Source organism: Streptomyces sp. Qhu_M48 (assembly GCF_051305195.1).
Taxonomy (GTDB): Bacteria; Actinomycetota; Actinomycetes; order Streptomycetales; family Streptomycetaceae; genus Streptomyces.
This window is the reverse complement of sequence record NZ_CP195432.1, coordinates 7,638,025-7,655,017: the sequence shown is the minus strand read 5'-3', so window position 1 is coordinate 7,655,017 and position 16,993 is coordinate 7,638,025. Positions and strand designations below refer to the sequence as shown.

Sequence of the window (16,993 nt, the reverse complement as noted above, 5' to 3'; positions counted from 1 at the left end):
GGTGGGGGAGGGTGCGTATGGTGGTAGATCGTTTGATCCCATTGCCCGGCGCCGACACAGAAGAGCGCCGTGTGGCGCGTACTCTCCCTAGCCGTGGCTGACCGCATTGAGGCGGTCGTTTGCGAAATCACGGAGTTGACGGGCGCGTGCCGAGACTCCGGAAGGTTTCGCATTTCGCATGTCCATTTTCAGTTCTGACCACGCCGTCCTGCCCGCGAACGACGAGATCGTCGAGGCCGTAGCGGCCACCGAGATCGTCACGACGGTCGTCATCGACGCCGACGAGCTCGTCGACACCCTCGACGACATCGACATCGACATCGACATCGACTCGGACGACTCCGTCGAGGAGCCCGCCGAGCCCACCATCACCTTCGGCGACCTCGGTCTGCCGGACGGCATCGTGCGCAAGCTCGAGCAGAACGGCGTCACGTCCCCGTTCCCGATCCAGGCGGCGACCATCCCGGACGCCCTGGCCGGCAAGGACATCCTCGGCCGTGGCCGCACCGGCTCCGGCAAGACCCTCTCCTTCGGTCTGCCGCTGCTCGCCACCCTGGCCGGCGGTCACACCGACAAGAAGAAGCCCCGCGGCATCATCCTCACGCCGACCCGCGAGCTCGCCATGCAGGTGGCGGACGCCCTCCAGCCCTACGGCGACGTGCTCGGCCTCAAGATGAAGGTCGTCTGCGGCGGTACCTCCATGAGCAACCAGATCTACGCCCTGGAGCGCGGTGTCGACGTCCTCGTCGCCACCCCGGGCCGCCTGCGCGACATCATCAACCGCGGCGCCTGCTCCCTCGAGAACGTCAAGATCGCCGTACTCGACGAGGCCGACCAGATGGCCGACCTGGGCTTCCTGCCCGAGGTCACCGAGCTGCTCGACCAGATCCCCGGTGGCGGTCAGCGCATGCTCTTCTCCGCCACCATGGAGAACGAGATCGGCACCCTGGTCAAGCGCTACCTCACCGACCCCGTCACGCACGAGGTCGACAGTGCGCAGGGCAACGTCACGACCATGACCCACCACGTCCTCGTCGTGAAGCCGAAGGACAAGGCACCGGTCACCGCCGCCATCGCCGCGCGCAAGGGCCGCACGATCATCTTCGTCCGCACCCAGCTGGGCGCGGACCGCATCGCCGAGCAGCTGCAGGACTCCGGCGTCAAGGCCGACGCGCTGCACGGCGGCATGACGCAGGGCGCTCGTACGCGTGTCCTCGAGGACTTCAAGAAGGGCTACGTCAACGCGCTCGTCGCGACCGACGTCGCCGCCCGAGGCATCCACGTCGACGGCATCGACCTGGTCCTCAACGTGGACCCGGCCGGCGACCACAAGGACTACCTGCACCGCTCGGGCCGTACCGCCCGTGCCGGCCGCTCCGGTGTCGTGGTCTCCCTGGCCCTGCCGCACCAGCGCCGCCAGATCTTCCGCCTGATGGAGGACGCGGGCGTCGACGCCTCGCGCCACATCGTCGGCGGTGCCGGAGCCTTCGACCCCGAGGTCGCCGAGATCACCGGCGCCCGTTCGCTGACCGAGGTCCAGGCCGACTCGGCGAACAACTCGGCCAAGCAGGCCGAGCGCGAGGTCGTCGACCTGACCAAGCAGCTGGAGCGCCTGCAGCGCCGCGCCGTCGAGCTCCGCGAGGAGGCCGACCGCCTGGTGGCCCGCGCCGCCCGTGAGCGTGGCGAGGACCCCGAGGCCGCTGTCGCCGAGGTGACCGAGGCCGCCGAGGCCGAGGTCGCCGCCGCCGCGGTGGAGGCCGAGCGCGCCGCCCGCGTCGAGGAGCAGCGCCGCGAGGAGCGTCCCGCCCGCGACGAGCGCGGCAACTACGAGCGTCGTGACCGTGGTGGCGACCGCGGTGGCTTCAACCGCGATGACCGCGGTGGCGACCGCGGTGGTTTCCGCGGCGGCGACCGTGGTGGTGACCGTGGTGGTTTCCGTCGCGACAACGACCGTCCGTCCGGTGGCTTCCGTCGTGACGACCGTCCGTCGGGTGGTTTCAACCGTGACGACCGTGGTGGCGACCGTGGTGGTTTCCGTCGCGACAACGACCGTCCGTCCGGTGGCTTCCGTCGTGACGACCGTCCGTCGGGTGGTTTCAACCGTGACGACCGTGGTGGCGACCGTGGTGGTTTCCGTCGCGACAACGACCGTCCGTCCGGTGGCTTCCGTCGTGACGACCGTCCGTCGGGTGGTTTCAACCGCGATGACCGTGGTGGCGACCGTGGTGGTTTCCGTCGCGACAACGACCGTCCGTCCGGTGGCTTCCGTCGTGACGACCGTCCGTCGGGTGGTTTCAACCGTGACGACCGCCCCTCGGGTGGCTTCAACCGTGACGACCGTGGCGGCCGCTCCTTCGAGCGTCGCGACGACCGTCCGGCCGGCGGCCACCGTGGCAGCGACCGTCCGTTCAACCGTGACCGTCGCGACGACCGCCCCGCCGGCGGCTTCCGCTCGGGTGGCGGCGACCGCCCGTTCGGCCGTCGTGACGACCACCGCGGCACCGGCTCGACCGGCCCGACCGGTTCGACCGGCTCGACCGGTTCGACCGGTGGCTTCGGCCGCCGCGACGACAAGCCGCGCTGGAAGCGCAACGGCTGACCTGCTGTGAACAGCTGAACGAAGCTCAGGGCCCGCCCCGCACCTCGGTGCCGGGGCGGGCCCTGAGTCGTACCCGCGTGCGAGCGGGATACGCTCTGCCGGTCGACGTGGGTGAGAAGAGCCGGCCAGGGGGCCCGGCGGAGACTTCTCCCCGAATCCGGCACACCAGCGTGAGCAGCTGTCCGGCAGCAACCGGACTTTCAGGTTTCCCGGGGAGGGGCCTCCTTGTCTCGTTTCGCACCCGCGCGGCGCCCGCGCGCGCGTATCGCCGTCCTCGCCACGGCGGTCCTCGCCTCGGGCGTCGCCCTTGCGCCCGTCGTGACCGCGCGGGCCTCGCCGATCGTGGGCGTCGACCAGCTGGACGTCACACCGAACTGGCGGGCCGTGCCCCGGCAGCAGACCGTCACCGCCGTCGGCCCCACGGGGTACGTGCACGAGACGGAGGACCCCGACCGGCCGTACGGCGGGGAGCTGGAGTGGACGGACCTCACCGACCCGGCGAAGAGCGTCCGACTGGGGTACGGCAAGGGGTTCCTGCCGTTCGCCGAGTCCGGCACCGGCGGGCGTCACCTGTACGTCCAGCGCGGCATCGGCGTCCACGCCGTCCGTGACCTGGAGACCGGCACCGAGCGGCCCTTCGACATACCGGGCGACGCGACCTACCGTGCGCTGGTCGGCGACACCCTGCTCTTCCAGCGGTACGCCTCCGCCGAGGACACCGGCACGACCACCGGGTACTACCTGGTGCGCGCCGACGACCCGAACGGGACCCGCACGCCGGTCACCGGCTGGCCCGCGGACGCCAACCTGCACATGGCCCGGTTCGTGGCCGGCGACGGCTCCACGGCCGTCGTCCGCTTCGGCCGCGCCGCCGAACCGTACGCCTCCGATCTCGGCCTCGTCGACCTGGGCACGGGCCGGATGACGGTCCTGCCGGCGCCCACTCCCGACGGCGGAGTCCTCGTCGCCCCGGTGGCCCTGAGCCCGGACCGGATCGCCTGGGTGGATCGCGCCCGTACGGTCCACGTCCGCGAGCGCACCGCCCCGACCGGTCCCGAGCTGACCATCGCCCTCCCCGAGGGACTGAGCACCGACCGCATCGCCCTGGTCGGCGACTGGGTCCTCGCCCTGGGCGAGGCCCCCGGCACCGGCTCGCCCCTGCTGCGGAAGCTCGTCGCGCTCCACCCCACCCTGCCGGCACAGACCCTGCTGACGGGGGCGGAGCCGGAGCTCACCCAGATCGCGGGCGGCGGCGCGGCCGTCGTCGGCGGCACCTCCGCCACCGACTGGTCCCTCCTCAAGGCCGTCCCGGGCAAGGGCGGTGGCGCGCCGGTCCTGGAGAAGCTGCGCCGCGTGGAGCCGCTCCCGGCGAAGGTCGCCGCGCTCGCCCTCGGCGCGGGCCGGCTCTCCACCCTGGAGCAGGGCACCTCCAAGGGCAGCGGCTTCTACGCGCGGACCCTGCCGGTCGGGCCCCTGCACACCGGTGATCCGCAGCCGGTGTGGGCGGGCGCCGAGACCAAGGCGCTGGAGAGGACCACGCCGCTGTTCGACAGCGGGGACGGCCGCACGGTCCATCTGGCCCGCGACGCCTTCAAGCCGCTCGAAGTCACCGCCCGTACCTCCACCGGCCAGGTGAAGCGGGTGTCCACGAGCGAGATGAACGGACGGATCCTCGACGCCTTCGGCCGGCGCGCGGTCTTCGAGGGCGGCGGCAGGACCCGCGTCGTGGACCTCGACGCGGGGGCCGTCGTCCGCGAGCAGCCGACCACGCCCGCGGCCCTCTGGGGCGACACCCTGTACACGGCCACGGCCGCGGCGGGTGAGGTGGCCCGTACCGACCTGGCCACCGGCAAGGACCTCGGCAAGGTCACGACCGGTGCGGCCTGCGTCCCGACGGAGATCCAGGCGGCCGCCGGACGCTGGCTGTACTGGGGGTGCGGGCCCGCCCAGCGGCGGGGCGTGATCGATCTCCGGACGAACACGAAGCTGCAGTTGTCCCCGGGCTCGGTCGACGACACCCTGCTGGGCGACGGCTACCTCGTCGACCGGGACCCGGACGCGTACCTCCGGCTCACCGACCTCACGGACGTCACCTCCGGCAAGCCCGCGGCGCGCAGGCTGGTCGACTCCGCGCCCGTACGCGGCGCCCGCCGGGAGGTGTGGACCGTCGACCGCTTCGGCGGCCCCGTCGCGTACACGGACGCCTACGACCGCGTCCACGTCGTGTGGCCGGGCGTCCCCACCTCCGACCTCACCACCGCCTCGGCGAGGCCGCCGGCCGCCATGCGGTCGCAGGACGGCTGGAAGGCGTCCTGGACGCTCTCCAAGCCCGCGTCGAGCTGGCAGCTGACGGTGCGCAACCTGTACAGCTGGTCCCTGGTCCGCTCCTACGGCGGCGGCGAGACCCGCAACGGCATCGCCGTCACGTGGGACGGGAAGACGGCGGCGGGCAAGCCCGTGCCCAACGGCCAGTACAACTACGACCTGACGGCGACCACGGCCGACGGCAAGGGCCAGGACCTGATCACCTCGGGCGTGATCACGGTCTCCGGCGGCAAGCCGTCCTGGCGGGACCTGGCCGGGAACGACATGCAGGGCGACCTCCTGGCGATGGACACGGCCGGTGCGGTGTCCATGTACCGGGGCGGCTACGGCGGCGTCTCGGCGCGGATCGCCGGGACGGGCGCGAAGTTCGCCACGAGCTCCGTCCTGGTGCCCTTCGGCGATGTGAACGGCGACGGCTGCGCGGACGTCCTCGCCCGGGTCGGCGACCAGTTGCGGGCGTACCGGCCGGGATGCGGCAAGGTGGTCTCGGCCTCCTCGCCGTACACGCCGATCGGTTCGGGCTGGGGACAGTACGACGTACTGACCTCCCCGGGCGACGCCGACGGCGACGGAGCCACGGACCTGATCGCCCGCCAGGCGTCGACCGGTGACATGTACTTCTACGCCGGTACGGCCGACCACCGGCTGAAGTCCCGCGTGCGGATCGGCACCGACTGGAAGCTGTACAAGAAGATCACCGGCGCCGGTGACCTGAACGGTGACGGCCGCGGCGACCTGGTCGGCCTGGACGCGTCCGGCGCGCTGTGGCGGTACTACGGAACGGCCTCCGGCGGCATCACCGCGCGCGTGCGGATCGGTCACGGCTGGGGCGTCTACAACTTCGTGGTCGGCGTCGGCGACCAGTCGGGAGACGGCTGCACGGACCTCGTCGCCCGCGACGGCTCGGGCAGGCTCTACGGCTACCCGGGCACGTGCGTCGGCGGGTACGGCGGCCGCGTCCTGATCGGCACGGGTGGCTGGAACACCTTCAAGGCCCTGTTCTGATGTGCGCGGCGCGTGGAACCTTCCGACCCGCGCGCCGCGTCCTTACGATCAGCGCGCCGCGCGGCGGGCCGTGACGGCCCGTGGTGCGGCGCGCGGCCCGGCCCGTGTCGGATACCCGATCTGTTCGGGGGATCTCTCGGGCTATGCTGCACGGGCGTGCTTGTCCACGGGCCGTTAGCTCAATTGGCAGAGCAGCGGACTTTTAATCCGTTGGTTGTGGGTTCGAGTCCCACACGGCCTACGTGGGGCGGGCGGGGGTTGCGACCTCCGGGCCGCCCAGAAGCGCCCCGACCGGTTCCGACCGGTCGGGGCGCTTCCGCGTTCCCGGGCCGGGTAGGGGCCCTCCCGCGAACGGATCCTCCCGTGCGCGGGACGCGGCACCGTGGGCGAATCTGGAACGTGGACGCCGAGCGTGGAGGTAGGGACGGTGACGGTGAACGGATCCGGTGATCCGGCGGGGGAGGCCCGGCGGCTCGCCCGGTGGTCGCTCGTGGCGGTCGCGGCGGCGGTCGTGCTGCTGCTGACCGGGATCGGCGCGGGCGGGGTGCTGATCCTGGTGAGCGGGCTCGCGGGCATCGCCTTTTCGGCGATGGGGATCTGGTGGTTCCTCGCCCACCGTGGTGCGCTGCGGATACTCGGCGCGCTGCTCGTGGTCGGTGCGCCCCTCGCGGTGCTGAGTCTCTACATCGTCGCGGGCGTGTGGCTGAACGCGCTCCTGGCCCTGGGGCTGTGGGGCACCGCCCTGTTCTGCGCGCGGGCCGCCCTGCGCCGCGTCCGGGACGTGAAGGGGAGCGGCCGGGAGAAGCGGACCGACCTGGCGCGCGGGCGGCGGCGGCCCCGGCCCCGACGCCCCGTGCTGATCATGAACCCCAAGTCCGGGGGCGGGAAAGTCACCCGCTTCGGGCTCGTCGAACGCGCCGAGAAGCTGGGCGCCCGCGTCATCCTGCTCGACCCGTCCGCCGAGACCGACGTCGCCGCGCTCGCCCAACAGGCCGTCGCCGACGGCGCGGACCTGCTCGGGGTGGCCGGCGGCGACGGTACGCAGGCGCTCGTCGCGGCCGTGGCCGCCGAGCACGACCTGCCGTTCCTGGTCATCTCGGCCGGTACCCGCAACCACTTCGCCCTCGACCTGGGCCTCGACCGCGACGACCCGTCGACCTGCCTGAACGCCCTCGTCGACGGTGAGGAACTCCGGGTCGACCTCGGTTCGGTCTCCGGTCGGGCCTTCGTCAACACCGTCTCCTTCGGCGTGTACGCGGACGTCGTCCAGCGCCCCGAGTACCGCGACGCGAAGGCGGGCACCGCGTTCGAGGCCCTGCCCGACCTGCTCCAGGGCGGCGAGGGCGACCGTATCGACGCCGTCGCCGACGGCCTCCGGCTGCCCGCGCAGCAGGCGCTCCTCGTCAGCAACAACGCGTACGCCGCGCCCGATCCGTTCGGTGCCGCCGCCGCCAGGAGACCGCGTCTGGACACGGGGGCGCTCGGGGTGATCGGCATCAGGGTCGACGGGGCCGCCCAGGCCGCCGAACTGGTGGTACGGGGCACCCAGTCGGCCGGTCTGAACGTCCTGACGGCCGCTCGGGTCGAGGTGACCGGGAAGGCGGCCGGGGTCGGGGCCTCGGCAGGTGCGGCCGGTTCACGCGGCTTCGGCGGGGCAGGTGGCGTTGATGAGGCCGGTGGCTCGTCTGGGGCAAGTGGGTCGGGTGAGGTCGGTGGCTCGTCTGTGGCGGGTGGGTCGGGTGAGGTCGGCGGTTCCGGGTCCTCCGGTTCCGACGGTTCCTGGCCCGGGCCCCCTCCCGGCTCCATCGCCGTGGCCGTCGACGGCGAGGCGCTGATCCTCCCCACCCCTGTCGTCTGCACCCTCCGGCCCCGCGCCCTGCGGGTCCTCGTGCCCCGTCAGCGGCCGGGCGCCATCGAGCCCCGACCCCGCCTGGACTGGCGGCGCGTCATCGACCTCGCCCTTCACGACCATCCCACTCCGAGGAGCAGCAGCACATGACCGGGACGACCACCACGGGCTCCCTCCGGGGCGTCCTCAGCGACCTCCGCGCGATCGACGGTGCCGTGTACGCCGCCGTGGCCGCCACGCCCTCCCCCACCCTCGACGCGGGGCTGCGCAGGCTCTCGCACGCGGCCGACCACTCCAAGATCTCGTTGACGGTGGCGGCCGCGCTCGCCCTGGTGCCGGGCCGGCCCCGTCGCGCCGCCCTCGCGGGTGTCGGGGCCATCGCCGTGGCCTCGGCCTCGGCCAACCTGCTGGGCAAGCGGCTGGTCCGCAGGGCGAGGCCGGACCGGGAGGCGGCCCGGGTGGTGGTGGGCCGGCACGTGAAGATGCCGGACTCCGCCTCGTTCCCGTCCGGGCACACCGCGTCGGCGGTGGCCTTCGCGACCGCCGTGGGCGTGGTGCTGCCCCCGGCCGCCGTACCGCTCCAGGTGCTGGCCATGGCCGTGGGCTACTCCCGCGTCCACACCGGGGTGCACTACCCGGGCGATGTCGCCGCGGGCGCCGTCCTCGGCATCGGGAGCGCGGTCGTCTCCCTGGTGGCCGTCGCGTCCCTGACGGGCTCCAGGGGGAAGTGACCGGAGGTCAGGGGCGGTGACCGCGCCCGTGGGTGACACCGGCGCGGTCACCGGCCCCGACCGTCTCAGTACGTCTCCCTGGCCAGGTCCTCCTCCGGCGTCTCAGTACGTCGCGCGGGCCAGGTCCTCCGCCGAGAGGTCGAGCGCGGCCAGCCGCTCCGGGTCCGCCAGGATGTGGAGTTCGACGACCCGGTCCCCGACGATCGTGAACGCCATGAGCGCGCCCGGGCGTCCGTCGGTGACCGACAGGACCGCGGGCGCGCCGTTGACCTCGACCCAGAGCGATCCCGTACGGAACCTGGCGTAGGTGAGGGCCTGCGCGACGACGGCCTCGGCGCCCCGGACGAGCTTGGAGACGGCCGCGAGGGTCCTGCCGCCGTCCGCGCGGAGCACCACGTCCGGGTCGAGGACCGCGAGCAGCCCTTCGAAGTCGCCGCCGTGCGCGGCGGCGAGGAAGGCGTCGGCGATCTCCCGCTGCCGTCGGGCGTCGGGCCCGGCGGCCGGGGCGGCGTCCCGCACCCGGCGCCGGGCGCGGCTGGCGAGCTGGCGGGTGGCGGCCGGGCTGCGGTCCACGATCCGCGCGATCTCGTCGAAGGAGACGGCGAACATGTCGTGCAGGACGAAGGCGAGCCGCTCGGCGGGGGCCAGGGTCTCCAGGACGACGAGGAGCGCGAGGCCGACGGACTCGGTGACCTCGGCCGCGTGCTCCGGGTCGGTGGTGCCGACGACCCGGACGACGGGGTCGGGGACGTAGTACTCCAGCGGGTCCTCACGGCGCGAGCCGCGGGAGCGCAGCATGTCGAGGCAGACGCGGCCGACGACGGTGGTCAGCCAGCCGCTGAGGTTCTCCACCCCGCTGACGTCGCTGCGGCTGAGCTTGAACCAGGCTTCCTGGACGGCGTCCTCGGCCTCGCTGAGCGAACCCAGCATCCGGTAGGCCACCGCCCTCAGGTGGTCCCGGTCGGCCTCGAAGCGCCGGGCCAGCAGTTCCTTGTCGTGGTTCACTCGTCGATCTCCCCGTTCGCGTCCCGTCATGCCTTCATGACGGATGAGGCCCCGCCGATGTGACGGCGGTGAGGGTCATCGAAGCGGGGGCGGCCGGTCGCGCGGTCCCGGTGCGTGAGATCCACGCCGCCTCGTGGGGAACGCCCAGGATTCCCCGGCCGATCCTTCCGACCGCCGTGGATCCTCGGTTCAGTCCGGTGATCCCCGTCCGTAGATTGATCACCATGACGACGACGCAGCATGTCAACCCCGTACTCCGCACTCCGCCGGCCTCTCCCGCCGCCGCTGCCGCGTACTTCTCCGCGAGCCTCGCCTTCCACGCCGACGTCTCCGACGTGGCGTCCACGCTCGCCGCCTCGGCGGCCGACGGCACCGAGCCGGGCTTCGTCGTGATCGACTCGCGGTCGGCCGCCTCCTGGGACCAGGGGCACGTCCCCGGCGCGGTCCACCTGCCGACCGCTCTCATCCCCGAGCAGGCCGAGCGGCTGCTCGACCGGTCCGTGCCGGTCGTCACGTACTGCTGGGGCCCCGGCTGCAACGGCGCCACCCGCGCCGCGCTGGCCCTCGCTGAGCTGGGCTTCCAGGTGAAGGAGATGCTCGGCGGTTTCGAGTACTGGGTGCGCGAGGGCTTCGCGTACGAGACCTGGGAGGGGCCCGCGGAGAAGGCCGCGGACCCGCTGACGGCGCCGGTCGATTCCGACGACTGCGGCTGCTGACGGAATCCGATTTCCGGATCACCCCGGTCATGCCGTAGAGTCAGGTTTACCGACGCGGGGTGGAGCAGCTCGGTAGCTCGCTGGGCTCATAACCCAGAGGTCGCAGGTTCAAATCCTGTCCCCGCTACTCAGTAGCAACGAAGGCCCGGATCCAGTCACTGGATCCGGGCCTTCGTCGTGTGTCCGCCCTTCGGCGGCGTCGGCTTGACCTTGACGCGGCGTCAAGATTTAGCGTCTTCCCCATGGAGTGGTCGATCCAAGAGATCGCCAAGAAGGCCGGCACCACCAGCCGCACCCTCCGGCACTACGGGGAGCGCGGACTGCTGGAGCCGAGCCGGATCGGCGCGAACGGTTACCGGTACTACGACCAGGCGGCGCTCGTGCGGCTGCAGCGCATCCTGCTGCTGCGCGAGCTGGGGCTCTCGCTGCCCGCCATCGCCGAGGTCCTCGCGGGCCAGCGGAACACCTCCGCCGCCCTGCGCACCCATCTCGCGCTCCTGGAACAGGAGCGGGAGCGCATCGGGCGCGTGATCGCGTCGGTGCGGACCACTCTCCTGAAGACCGAGAACGGAGAAGAGCTCATGGCCGAGGAAGTGTTCGACGGTTTCGACCACACGGTGTACGAGGAGGAGGTCGGCGAGCGCTGGGGGCGCGAGGCGTACGAGAAGGGCGACCGCTGGTGGCGCTCGCTCGACGCCGCGCAGAAGAAGGCGTTCATGGACGAACAGGCCGGCATCGCCCGCGACTTCGGGCAGGCGCTGAGGGACGGCCTCGCCGCCGGCAGCGACGAGGTGCAGGCGATCGCGCGGCGCCAGGTCGCCTGGCTGTCGACGACCGCGGCCCCGAGCAAGGAGTACGTGATCGGCCTCGGCCGCATGTACGTCGACGACCCGCGCTTCACCGCGAACTACGACAAGCACGGTGAGGGCACGGCCGTCCTCGTGCGGGACGCGATGGAGATCTACGCGGAGCGGAACCTCTGACGCACCCGCGGGCCGCCCCGACGCCCCCAGTGCCTCCGACCCGCCCAGGCCGGTGCCCCCGGCCGCGTCCGGAGGGAACGGTGGCCGAAACCGTGCCCGCCTCTTTGCGGGCGTCCGGTACCCCACCGTAGTGTCACGCGCACCATGAGTGACGAGCGCGTGAGTGATGTGAGCCGGCGGGCGCCCGCCGTGCTCGTCCTGCTCGCGCTCCTCGCCCTCCTGGTCAGCGTCTGCCACGGCTCGCACGGGCACATGCTGCCGCCCGCGGGCTCGGCGACCGTCGTCTCCGCCCCCGCCCTGCCGCACGGCTGCGAGCGGTCCGGGGACGCCTGGTCCTTCGACGCCCACCTCCCCGCGCAGGCCGCCGCCGCGCCCCTCACCGCGCCGGACGCGGGCGGGGCCGACGCCCTCCCGTACCCGCCCGACCTCCGCACCGACCCCCGCGCGCGCTGCGTCCGGGGCAGGGCGGGACCCGGCCCCGAGCCGGGCCGGCTGCTGATCGCCCTCGGGGTGGACCGGAACTGAACAGGGTCCCGCACTCGCGTGACCAGGTTCCCTTCCGCGTACCCACCCCAAGGACGTACCTCCATGAGCGCACCACTGATCGGCGCCCCGCGGCCCGTCGCCGAGCAGACCGTCGGCAACACCCCGGTCCTGTGGACCGACGACGGCTACTGGGCGAAGCTCGAAGGCTTCAACTTCGGCGGCATCAAGGACCGCGCCGCCCTCCACATGGTCGAGCAGGCCCGCCGCCGTGGTGAGCTGCGGCCCGGCGCCCCGATCGTCGAGTCCACCTCCGGGACCCTCGGGCTCGGCCTCGCCCTCGCCGGGGTGCTCCACGGGCATCCGGTGCATGTCGTCACCGACCCCGGTCTCGAACCGATCGTCGAGCGCATGCTCGTCGCCCACGGCGCCCGCGTCCATGTCGTACGGGAGCCGAGCGCGCACGGGGGCTGGCAGCAGGCCCGGATGGACCGGGTCGCCGAGCTGCTGGTGAGCCTCGACGGGGCCTGGTGGCCCGACCAGTACGGGAACCCCGACAACCCCGACGCCTACGCGGGGCTCGCCGCCGAGCTCTCCGGGCAGCTCGACCGGATCGACGTCCTCGTCTGCGCGGTCGGCACCGGCGGCCACTCGGCCGGGATCTCCCGGGCGCTGCGCGCCACCGGCAGTCCCGCGCTGGAACTGGTCGGCGTGGACTCCGTCGGCTCCGCCGTCTTCGGGCTGCCCGCCGGGGAGCGGCTGATGCGGGGGCTCGGCTCCTCCATCCACCCGGGCAACGTGGATCACGGGGCCTTCGACGAGATCCACTGGGTGGGCCCCGCGGAGGCGGTACGGGCGGCCCGCCGGCTGGCCTCGCGCCAGTTCGCGACGGGCGGCTGGAGCGTGGGCGCGGTCGCGCTGGTCGCCGGGTGGCTGGCCCGTACCCGGCCGCGCGGGACGCGGATCGCGGCCGTCTTCCCCGACGGACCGCAGCGGTACTTCGACACCGTCTTCAACGACGAGTTCTGCGCGGCGCACGGTCTCCTCGCCGGACCCGTACGGGAGGACCCGGCCGGATACGAGGCCGGGGTGCCCGTCGACGGCTGGACCCGCAAGGTCACGGAGCGGGCGGGGCGAGTGCGTTGAGCACCACGACGGCACCGGCCCGGGGCGGGGTCTGGAAGCAGAGCCGTACCTTCGAACCGGCCGTACGGCTCCTCTTCCTCAACCAGCTCACCATCAACCTCGGCTTCTACATGCTGATGCCCTTTCTGGCCGCGCACCTCGCGGACGGGCTCTCCATGGCGGCGTGGGCGGTCGGGCTCGTCCTCGGCGCCCGGAACCTCTCCCAGCAGGGCATGTTCCTCGTCGGCGGGGCGCTCGCCGACCGGCTCGGCTTCAAGCCGCTCATCGTGGCGGGCTGCGCGCTGCGGACGGTCGGCTTCGGCGCGCTGGCGTTCGCGCAGTCGCTGCCGATGCTGATCGCCGCCTCGCTCGCGACCGGACTCGCGGGGGCGCTGTTCAACCCGGCCGTCCGGGCCTGTCTCGCGGCGGAGGCGGGGGAGGAGCGCCGGGTGGAGGCCTTCGCGCTGTTCCAGGTGTACTACCAGGCGGGCATCCTGCTCGGGCCGCTCCTCGGGGTGGCCCTGACAGGGGTGTCGTTCCGGCTGACCTGCGGGGTGGCGGCGGTCCTCTTCGCCGGTCTGACCCTTGTACAGCTCAGGTACATGCCCGTAGGGGGCGGGAGTCCGGCGCCCGCGGGGGAGCAGCGGGGACAGTTCCGCACGGTCCTCGCCCACCGCACCTTCTGGCTCTTCTCGCTCGCGATGACCGGCTCGTACGTGCTGTCCTTCCAGGTCTACCTGGCGCTGCCGCTCGCGGCCGGCGGTACGGGTCCCACCACGGCGCTCTTCGTCGTCTCCGCCCTCGTCGCCCTCGCCGGGCAGCTGCGGATCACGGCCTGGTGCCGGCGGCGGCTCAGCCGCGAGCGGTGTCTGGTCCTCGGGCTCGCCCTGATGGGCGGGGCCTTCCTGATCCCGGCCGCCCTGGGGCGGGGCCTGGTGGGGCTGCTGCTGTGCGCGGCCGTCCTGGCCGTCGCGAACGCGGTGCTCTACCCGTACGAGATGGACACCGTGGTCGCCCTGTCCCGGGGGCGCTGGGTGGCTACCCACTACGGGCTCTACAACACGGTGTGCGGGGTCGGGATCACCCTCGGGAACCTGGGCACCGGCGCGCTGCTCGACGTGACCGGGTGGTCGGCGGTGCCGTGGCTCGCGCTGTGCGCGGTGGGCCTGGTGTGCGCGGCGGCGATGGCCCTGCTCGCTAGGGGCGGGCGGCTGGCGGAGGAGGGGACGCGCGGCCGGGCGGTGCCTCGGCGGGGGTGAGCCGCCCCCCCGGCTGCCCCGGGCCTCGGCGGGGTGAGCCGCCCCGGGCGGTACGCCAGTCGGCCCCGTGGAAGTCGCCGCCCCCGGCGGGGACGGCCACCCTGGGAGGGCGCGCGGTACGGGCCGCCGCAGGTACGGACGGGGCAGGAGAGTACAGGTGGGGCACCCCTTGGGAGGGATCGGCGGCGGGCGGCCGGGCGAGGGCCGCCGCCCGTACGGGGTTGCCCGCAGGTTCATCCGGGCACTGCCGCCGCTGATCATCGTGGGCGGCGTCGTCTTCGACGTCCTGACCCCGCCGCAGTACAGCGCGGCGCCCCTCTTCTCCGCCGCCCCGCTGATCGCGGCGCCGTTCTTCTCCACCCTCACGACGCTCCTCACGGGGATCGCCGCCGTCCTCGCCTCCGTCGGGCTGCACGTCTACAACGACACCGTCTACGAGGTCCCGGCCCTCACCGAGGCCCTGACCGTGCTCACCGTCTCCGCGCTCGCGCTCCTCATCAACCGGGTCGTGCGCCGCAGCGGCGAGCGGCTCGCCTCCGCGCGGGTCATCGCGGAGACCGCGCAGAAGGCGGTGCTGCCGACGCCCGCCGAGCGGATCGGCGGGCTGCAGTGCGCGGCCCGCTACGAGGCGGCGCAGGCGGACGCGTTCATCGGCGGCGACCTCTTCGCGGTCCAGGACACCCCGCACGGGGTGCGGCTCGTGCTCGGGGACGTCCGGGGCAAGGGCATGGACGCGGTCGAGGCCGTCGCCGTCGTCATCGGGGCGTTCCGCGAGGCGGCCGAGCAGGAGCGGACCCTGGAGGGCGTGGCGCAGCGGCTCGAACGGGCCCTGGCCCGGGAGGGCACCCGCAGGGACGGGCCCGACGCCTTCGAGGGGTTCACCACGGCCGTCCTGGCCGAGATCCCGCGCGGCGACGGCGGCGGCACCTTCGAGGGCTTCGTACGGGTCGTCAACCGGGGGCATCCGCCCCCGCTGATGCTGTACGCGGACGGGCGCCTGGACACACTGGAGCCGGGGGACTTCGCGCTGCCGCTCGGCATGGGCGATCTGGCGGCGTGGCCGGACCGGGCCGAGGCGCGACCGTACCCGCCGGGTGCGACGCTGCTCTTCTACACCGACGGTCTCTCCGAGGCGCGGAACCCGGAGGGCGTCTTCTACGACCCGGGGGCGCGCCTCGCCGGCCGGATCTTCCCGGGGCCCGAGGAGCTGCTCGACGCGCTCGTGGACGACGTACGGCTGCACACGGGCGGCCGGTCGACGGACGACATGGCGCTGCTCGCGGTGAGCCGGCCGGCGACGGGGCAGCCGGAGCGGCGCCGGACGATGCCGGTGGTGCCGCCGGGCGGGCCCGGTCACCGGTCGTAGTCGAGAGGTGTCGCTGCGATAACAATTGACGAAACGTCAGATCGCAAAGGTTTGGCCGCCCCTTACTGAAGGGGGGTCAACTCGGGCCATTCCCGCCCAATCCTGTGAATGATCAAGAGGAACGGCTTGGAATCGGGACCCCCTGTCTATTAACGTTCGATAACGCAGCGCGGTCGTCCCAGCCGCCGCAAGAGGCGGCACCGTGCGCACGCGCCGAATCCTGAAAAGGAACCGGGGAACCACTACTTGGGGTGAATCGGGCCCTTCGCACCTGTGCGACGCGCCCGTAGGAGACCTTCCTGCTCCGAACCCGTCAGCTAACCCGGTAGGCGAGAAGGAAGGAAAGGAGCGCGCCTTCGTGGCGTCCAACACTCCCCCACCCGAAGCCCCCTTCGATGCCTTCGGTGGTGGTGCGGGTCCCGCCGCTCCGGACACCGAGTGGAACCCCACCGAGGATTCCCTCCGCGCCCAGAACCGCTCCGGCGGCCGACACCGGGTCGTCAAGCAGCGCTCCAACTTCGCCCGTTCCTCCACCGTCCTCGGCGTCGGTGTCATCGCGGCCGTCGGCGCGGGCGGCCTCGCCACCGCGCAGGAGAGGCCGCCGGTGGCGATATCGCTGCCGGACCTCCCCGACCTCGGCCTGCCGGACGCCCACGACCTCCCCGGCGTCGGCGACCTCCTCCCCGAGGAGCCCCAGGAGACGGTCAGCGCGGCCCGCGCCAACCCCAACCCGCTCACCGTCGCCACGTACACCACGCTCGACGAGGAGCGGGAGGCGCAGGGCGGGCAGTACGTCCAGGCGTCCCTGACCGACCAGGCCGGTCCGGCCACGAACGCGCCGTCCGGCGCCGGCGACGCGGGCGAGGCCCTGCGCGCCCGCATCCTCCAGCAGGCCGAACAGCAGCAGGCCTCCGCCGACGCCGCCGACAAGGCGGCGGCCGAGAAGGCCGCGGCCGAGAAGGCCGCCGCGGAGGCCGCCGCCAAGGCCGACGCGGCGGAGAAGGCGGCCGCCGAGGCGAAGGCGAAGGCCGAGGCGGAAGCCAAGGCCAAGGCGGAAGCGGAAGCCAAGGCGAAGGCCGAGGCCGAGCGCCTCGCCAAGCTCGCCGCGAGCTACTCGATGCCCCTCTCCTCGTACACCCTCTCCGCCACCTACATGCAGTCCGGCTCGATGTGGTCCTCCGGCCACCACACCGGCCTCGACTTCGCCGCGCCCACCGGCACCCCCCTCAAGGCGGTCCACGGCGCCACCGTCAAGTCCGCCGGCTGGTCCGGCTCCTACGGCTACCGGATCGTCCTGGAGCTCTCCGACGGCACCGAGGTCTGGTACTGCCACCTCTCCTCCATGACGGTCGGCGTCGGCCAGACCGTGGGCACCGGCGAGACCATCGGCCGCGTCGGCGCCACCGGCAACGTCACCGGCGCCCACCTCCACATGGAGGTGCACACGGCCGGCGGTGACGGCATCGACCCGGCGCAGTGGCTCCGCTCCAAGGGCCTCAGCGTCTGACGCGGCCCCTCCCGGAATAGGCCCGGCGGTGCGGACGGTT

The 16,993-nt window shown here is 73.1% G+C and carries 12 protein-coding genes, 2 tRNA genes and 1 riboswitch; of the genes, 13 read left to right on the top strand and 1 reads right to left on the bottom strand.

Going from position 1 to position 16,993, the window contains the following annotated elements:
* Window positions 1-178: 178 nt before the first annotated feature.
* The 5 genes from ACRRSS_RS34470 (at window position 179) to ACRRSS_RS34450 (ending at window position 8,509) form a co-directional block, all read left to right on the top strand.
* Window positions 179-2,599, top strand: coding sequence for a DEAD/DEAH box helicase (locus tag ACRRSS_RS34470; protein ID WP_435974904.1), 2,421 nt, complete (start codon window positions 179-181; stop codon window positions 2,597-2,599).
* A gap of 225 nt (window positions 2,600-2,824) precedes the next feature.
* A complete protein-coding gene (locus ACRRSS_RS34465; RefSeq protein WP_435974903.1) occupies window positions 2,825-5,929 on the top strand; it encodes a FlgD immunoglobulin-like domain containing protein in 3,105 nt (1,034 codons plus the stop codon).
* Between the two features lie 168 nt (window positions 5,930-6,097).
* Window positions 6,098-6,170: transfer RNA gene (locus ACRRSS_RS34460), tRNA-Lys, on the top strand.
* Window positions 6,171-6,356: 186 nt separating this feature from the next.
* On the top strand, window positions 6,357-7,928 hold the full coding sequence (locus ACRRSS_RS34455) for a diacylglycerol/lipid kinase family protein (protein ID WP_435974902.1): 1,572 nt from the start codon (window positions 6,357-6,359) through the stop codon (window positions 7,926-7,928).
* Complete coding sequence (locus ACRRSS_RS34450) at window positions 7,925-8,509, top strand: phosphatase PAP2 family protein (RefSeq protein WP_435974901.1); 585 nt, start codon at window positions 7,925-7,927, stop codon at window positions 8,507-8,509. The genes ACRRSS_RS34455 and ACRRSS_RS34450 overlap by 4 nt, the downstream gene beginning before the upstream one ends.
* 102 nt (window positions 8,510-8,611) lie before the next feature.
* Here the strand turns inward: ACRRSS_RS34450 and sigJ are convergent, their stop codons facing one another.
* The gene (gene sigJ / locus ACRRSS_RS34445; protein WP_435974900.1) at window positions 8,612-9,544 is read right to left on the bottom strand and encodes an RNA polymerase sigma factor SigJ; all 933 of its coding nucleotides are present in this window, start codon (window positions 9,542-9,544) and stop codon (window positions 8,612-8,614) included.
* A gap of 194 nt (window positions 9,545-9,738) precedes the next feature.
* On the opposite strand from sigJ, the gene ACRRSS_RS34440 reads away from it, so the two are divergent.
* The 8 genes from ACRRSS_RS34440 to ACRRSS_RS34405 all read left to right on the top strand — a co-directional run bounded on the left by ACRRSS_RS34440 (window position 9,739) and on the right by ACRRSS_RS34405 (window position 16,953).
* Window positions 9,739-10,230, top strand: a complete 492-nt coding sequence (locus tag ACRRSS_RS34440) for a rhodanese-like domain-containing protein (protein WP_435974899.1) — start codon at window positions 9,739-9,741, stop codon at window positions 10,228-10,230.
* 53 nt (window positions 10,231-10,283) lie between these two features.
* Window positions 10,284-10,357 (top strand) — tRNA-Met (locus tag ACRRSS_RS34435).
* A 115-nt stretch (window positions 10,358-10,472) separates the two neighbouring features.
* A complete protein-coding gene (locus ACRRSS_RS34430) occupies window positions 10,473-11,213 on the top strand; it encodes a MerR family transcriptional regulator (protein WP_435974898.1) in 741 nt (246 codons plus the stop codon).
* 159 nt (window positions 11,214-11,372) lie between these two features.
* On the top strand, window positions 11,373-11,738 hold the full coding sequence (locus ACRRSS_RS34425; protein WP_435974897.1) for a hypothetical protein: 366 nt from the start codon (window positions 11,373-11,375) through the stop codon (window positions 11,736-11,738).
* A 63-nt stretch (window positions 11,739-11,801) separates the two neighbouring features.
* Window positions 11,802-12,842: a PLP-dependent cysteine synthase family protein gene (locus ACRRSS_RS34420; RefSeq protein ID WP_435974896.1), complete on the top strand. Its 1,041-nt coding sequence runs from the start codon at window positions 11,802-11,804 to the stop codon at window positions 12,840-12,842.
* Window positions 12,839-14,080, top strand: coding sequence for an MFS transporter (locus ACRRSS_RS34415; RefSeq protein ID WP_435974895.1), 1,242 nt, complete (start codon window positions 12,839-12,841; stop codon window positions 14,078-14,080). Before ACRRSS_RS34420 ends, ACRRSS_RS34415 begins: the two co-directional genes overlap by 4 nt.
* Before the next feature lie 157 nt (window positions 14,081-14,237).
* Window positions 14,238-15,446, top strand: coding sequence for a PP2C family protein-serine/threonine phosphatase (locus tag ACRRSS_RS34410; protein WP_435974894.1), 1,209 nt, complete (start codon window positions 14,238-14,240; stop codon window positions 15,444-15,446).
* Between the two features lie 201 nt (window positions 15,447-15,647).
* A riboswitch (cyclic di-AMP (ydaO/yuaA leader) is annotated at window positions 15,648-15,793 on the top strand.
* 11 nt (window positions 15,794-15,804) lie between these two features.
* Window positions 15,805-16,953, top strand: a complete 1,149-nt coding sequence (locus tag ACRRSS_RS34405; protein WP_435974893.1) for a M23 family metallopeptidase — start codon at window positions 15,805-15,807, stop codon at window positions 16,951-16,953.
* Window positions 16,954-16,993 lie beyond the last annotated feature (40 nt).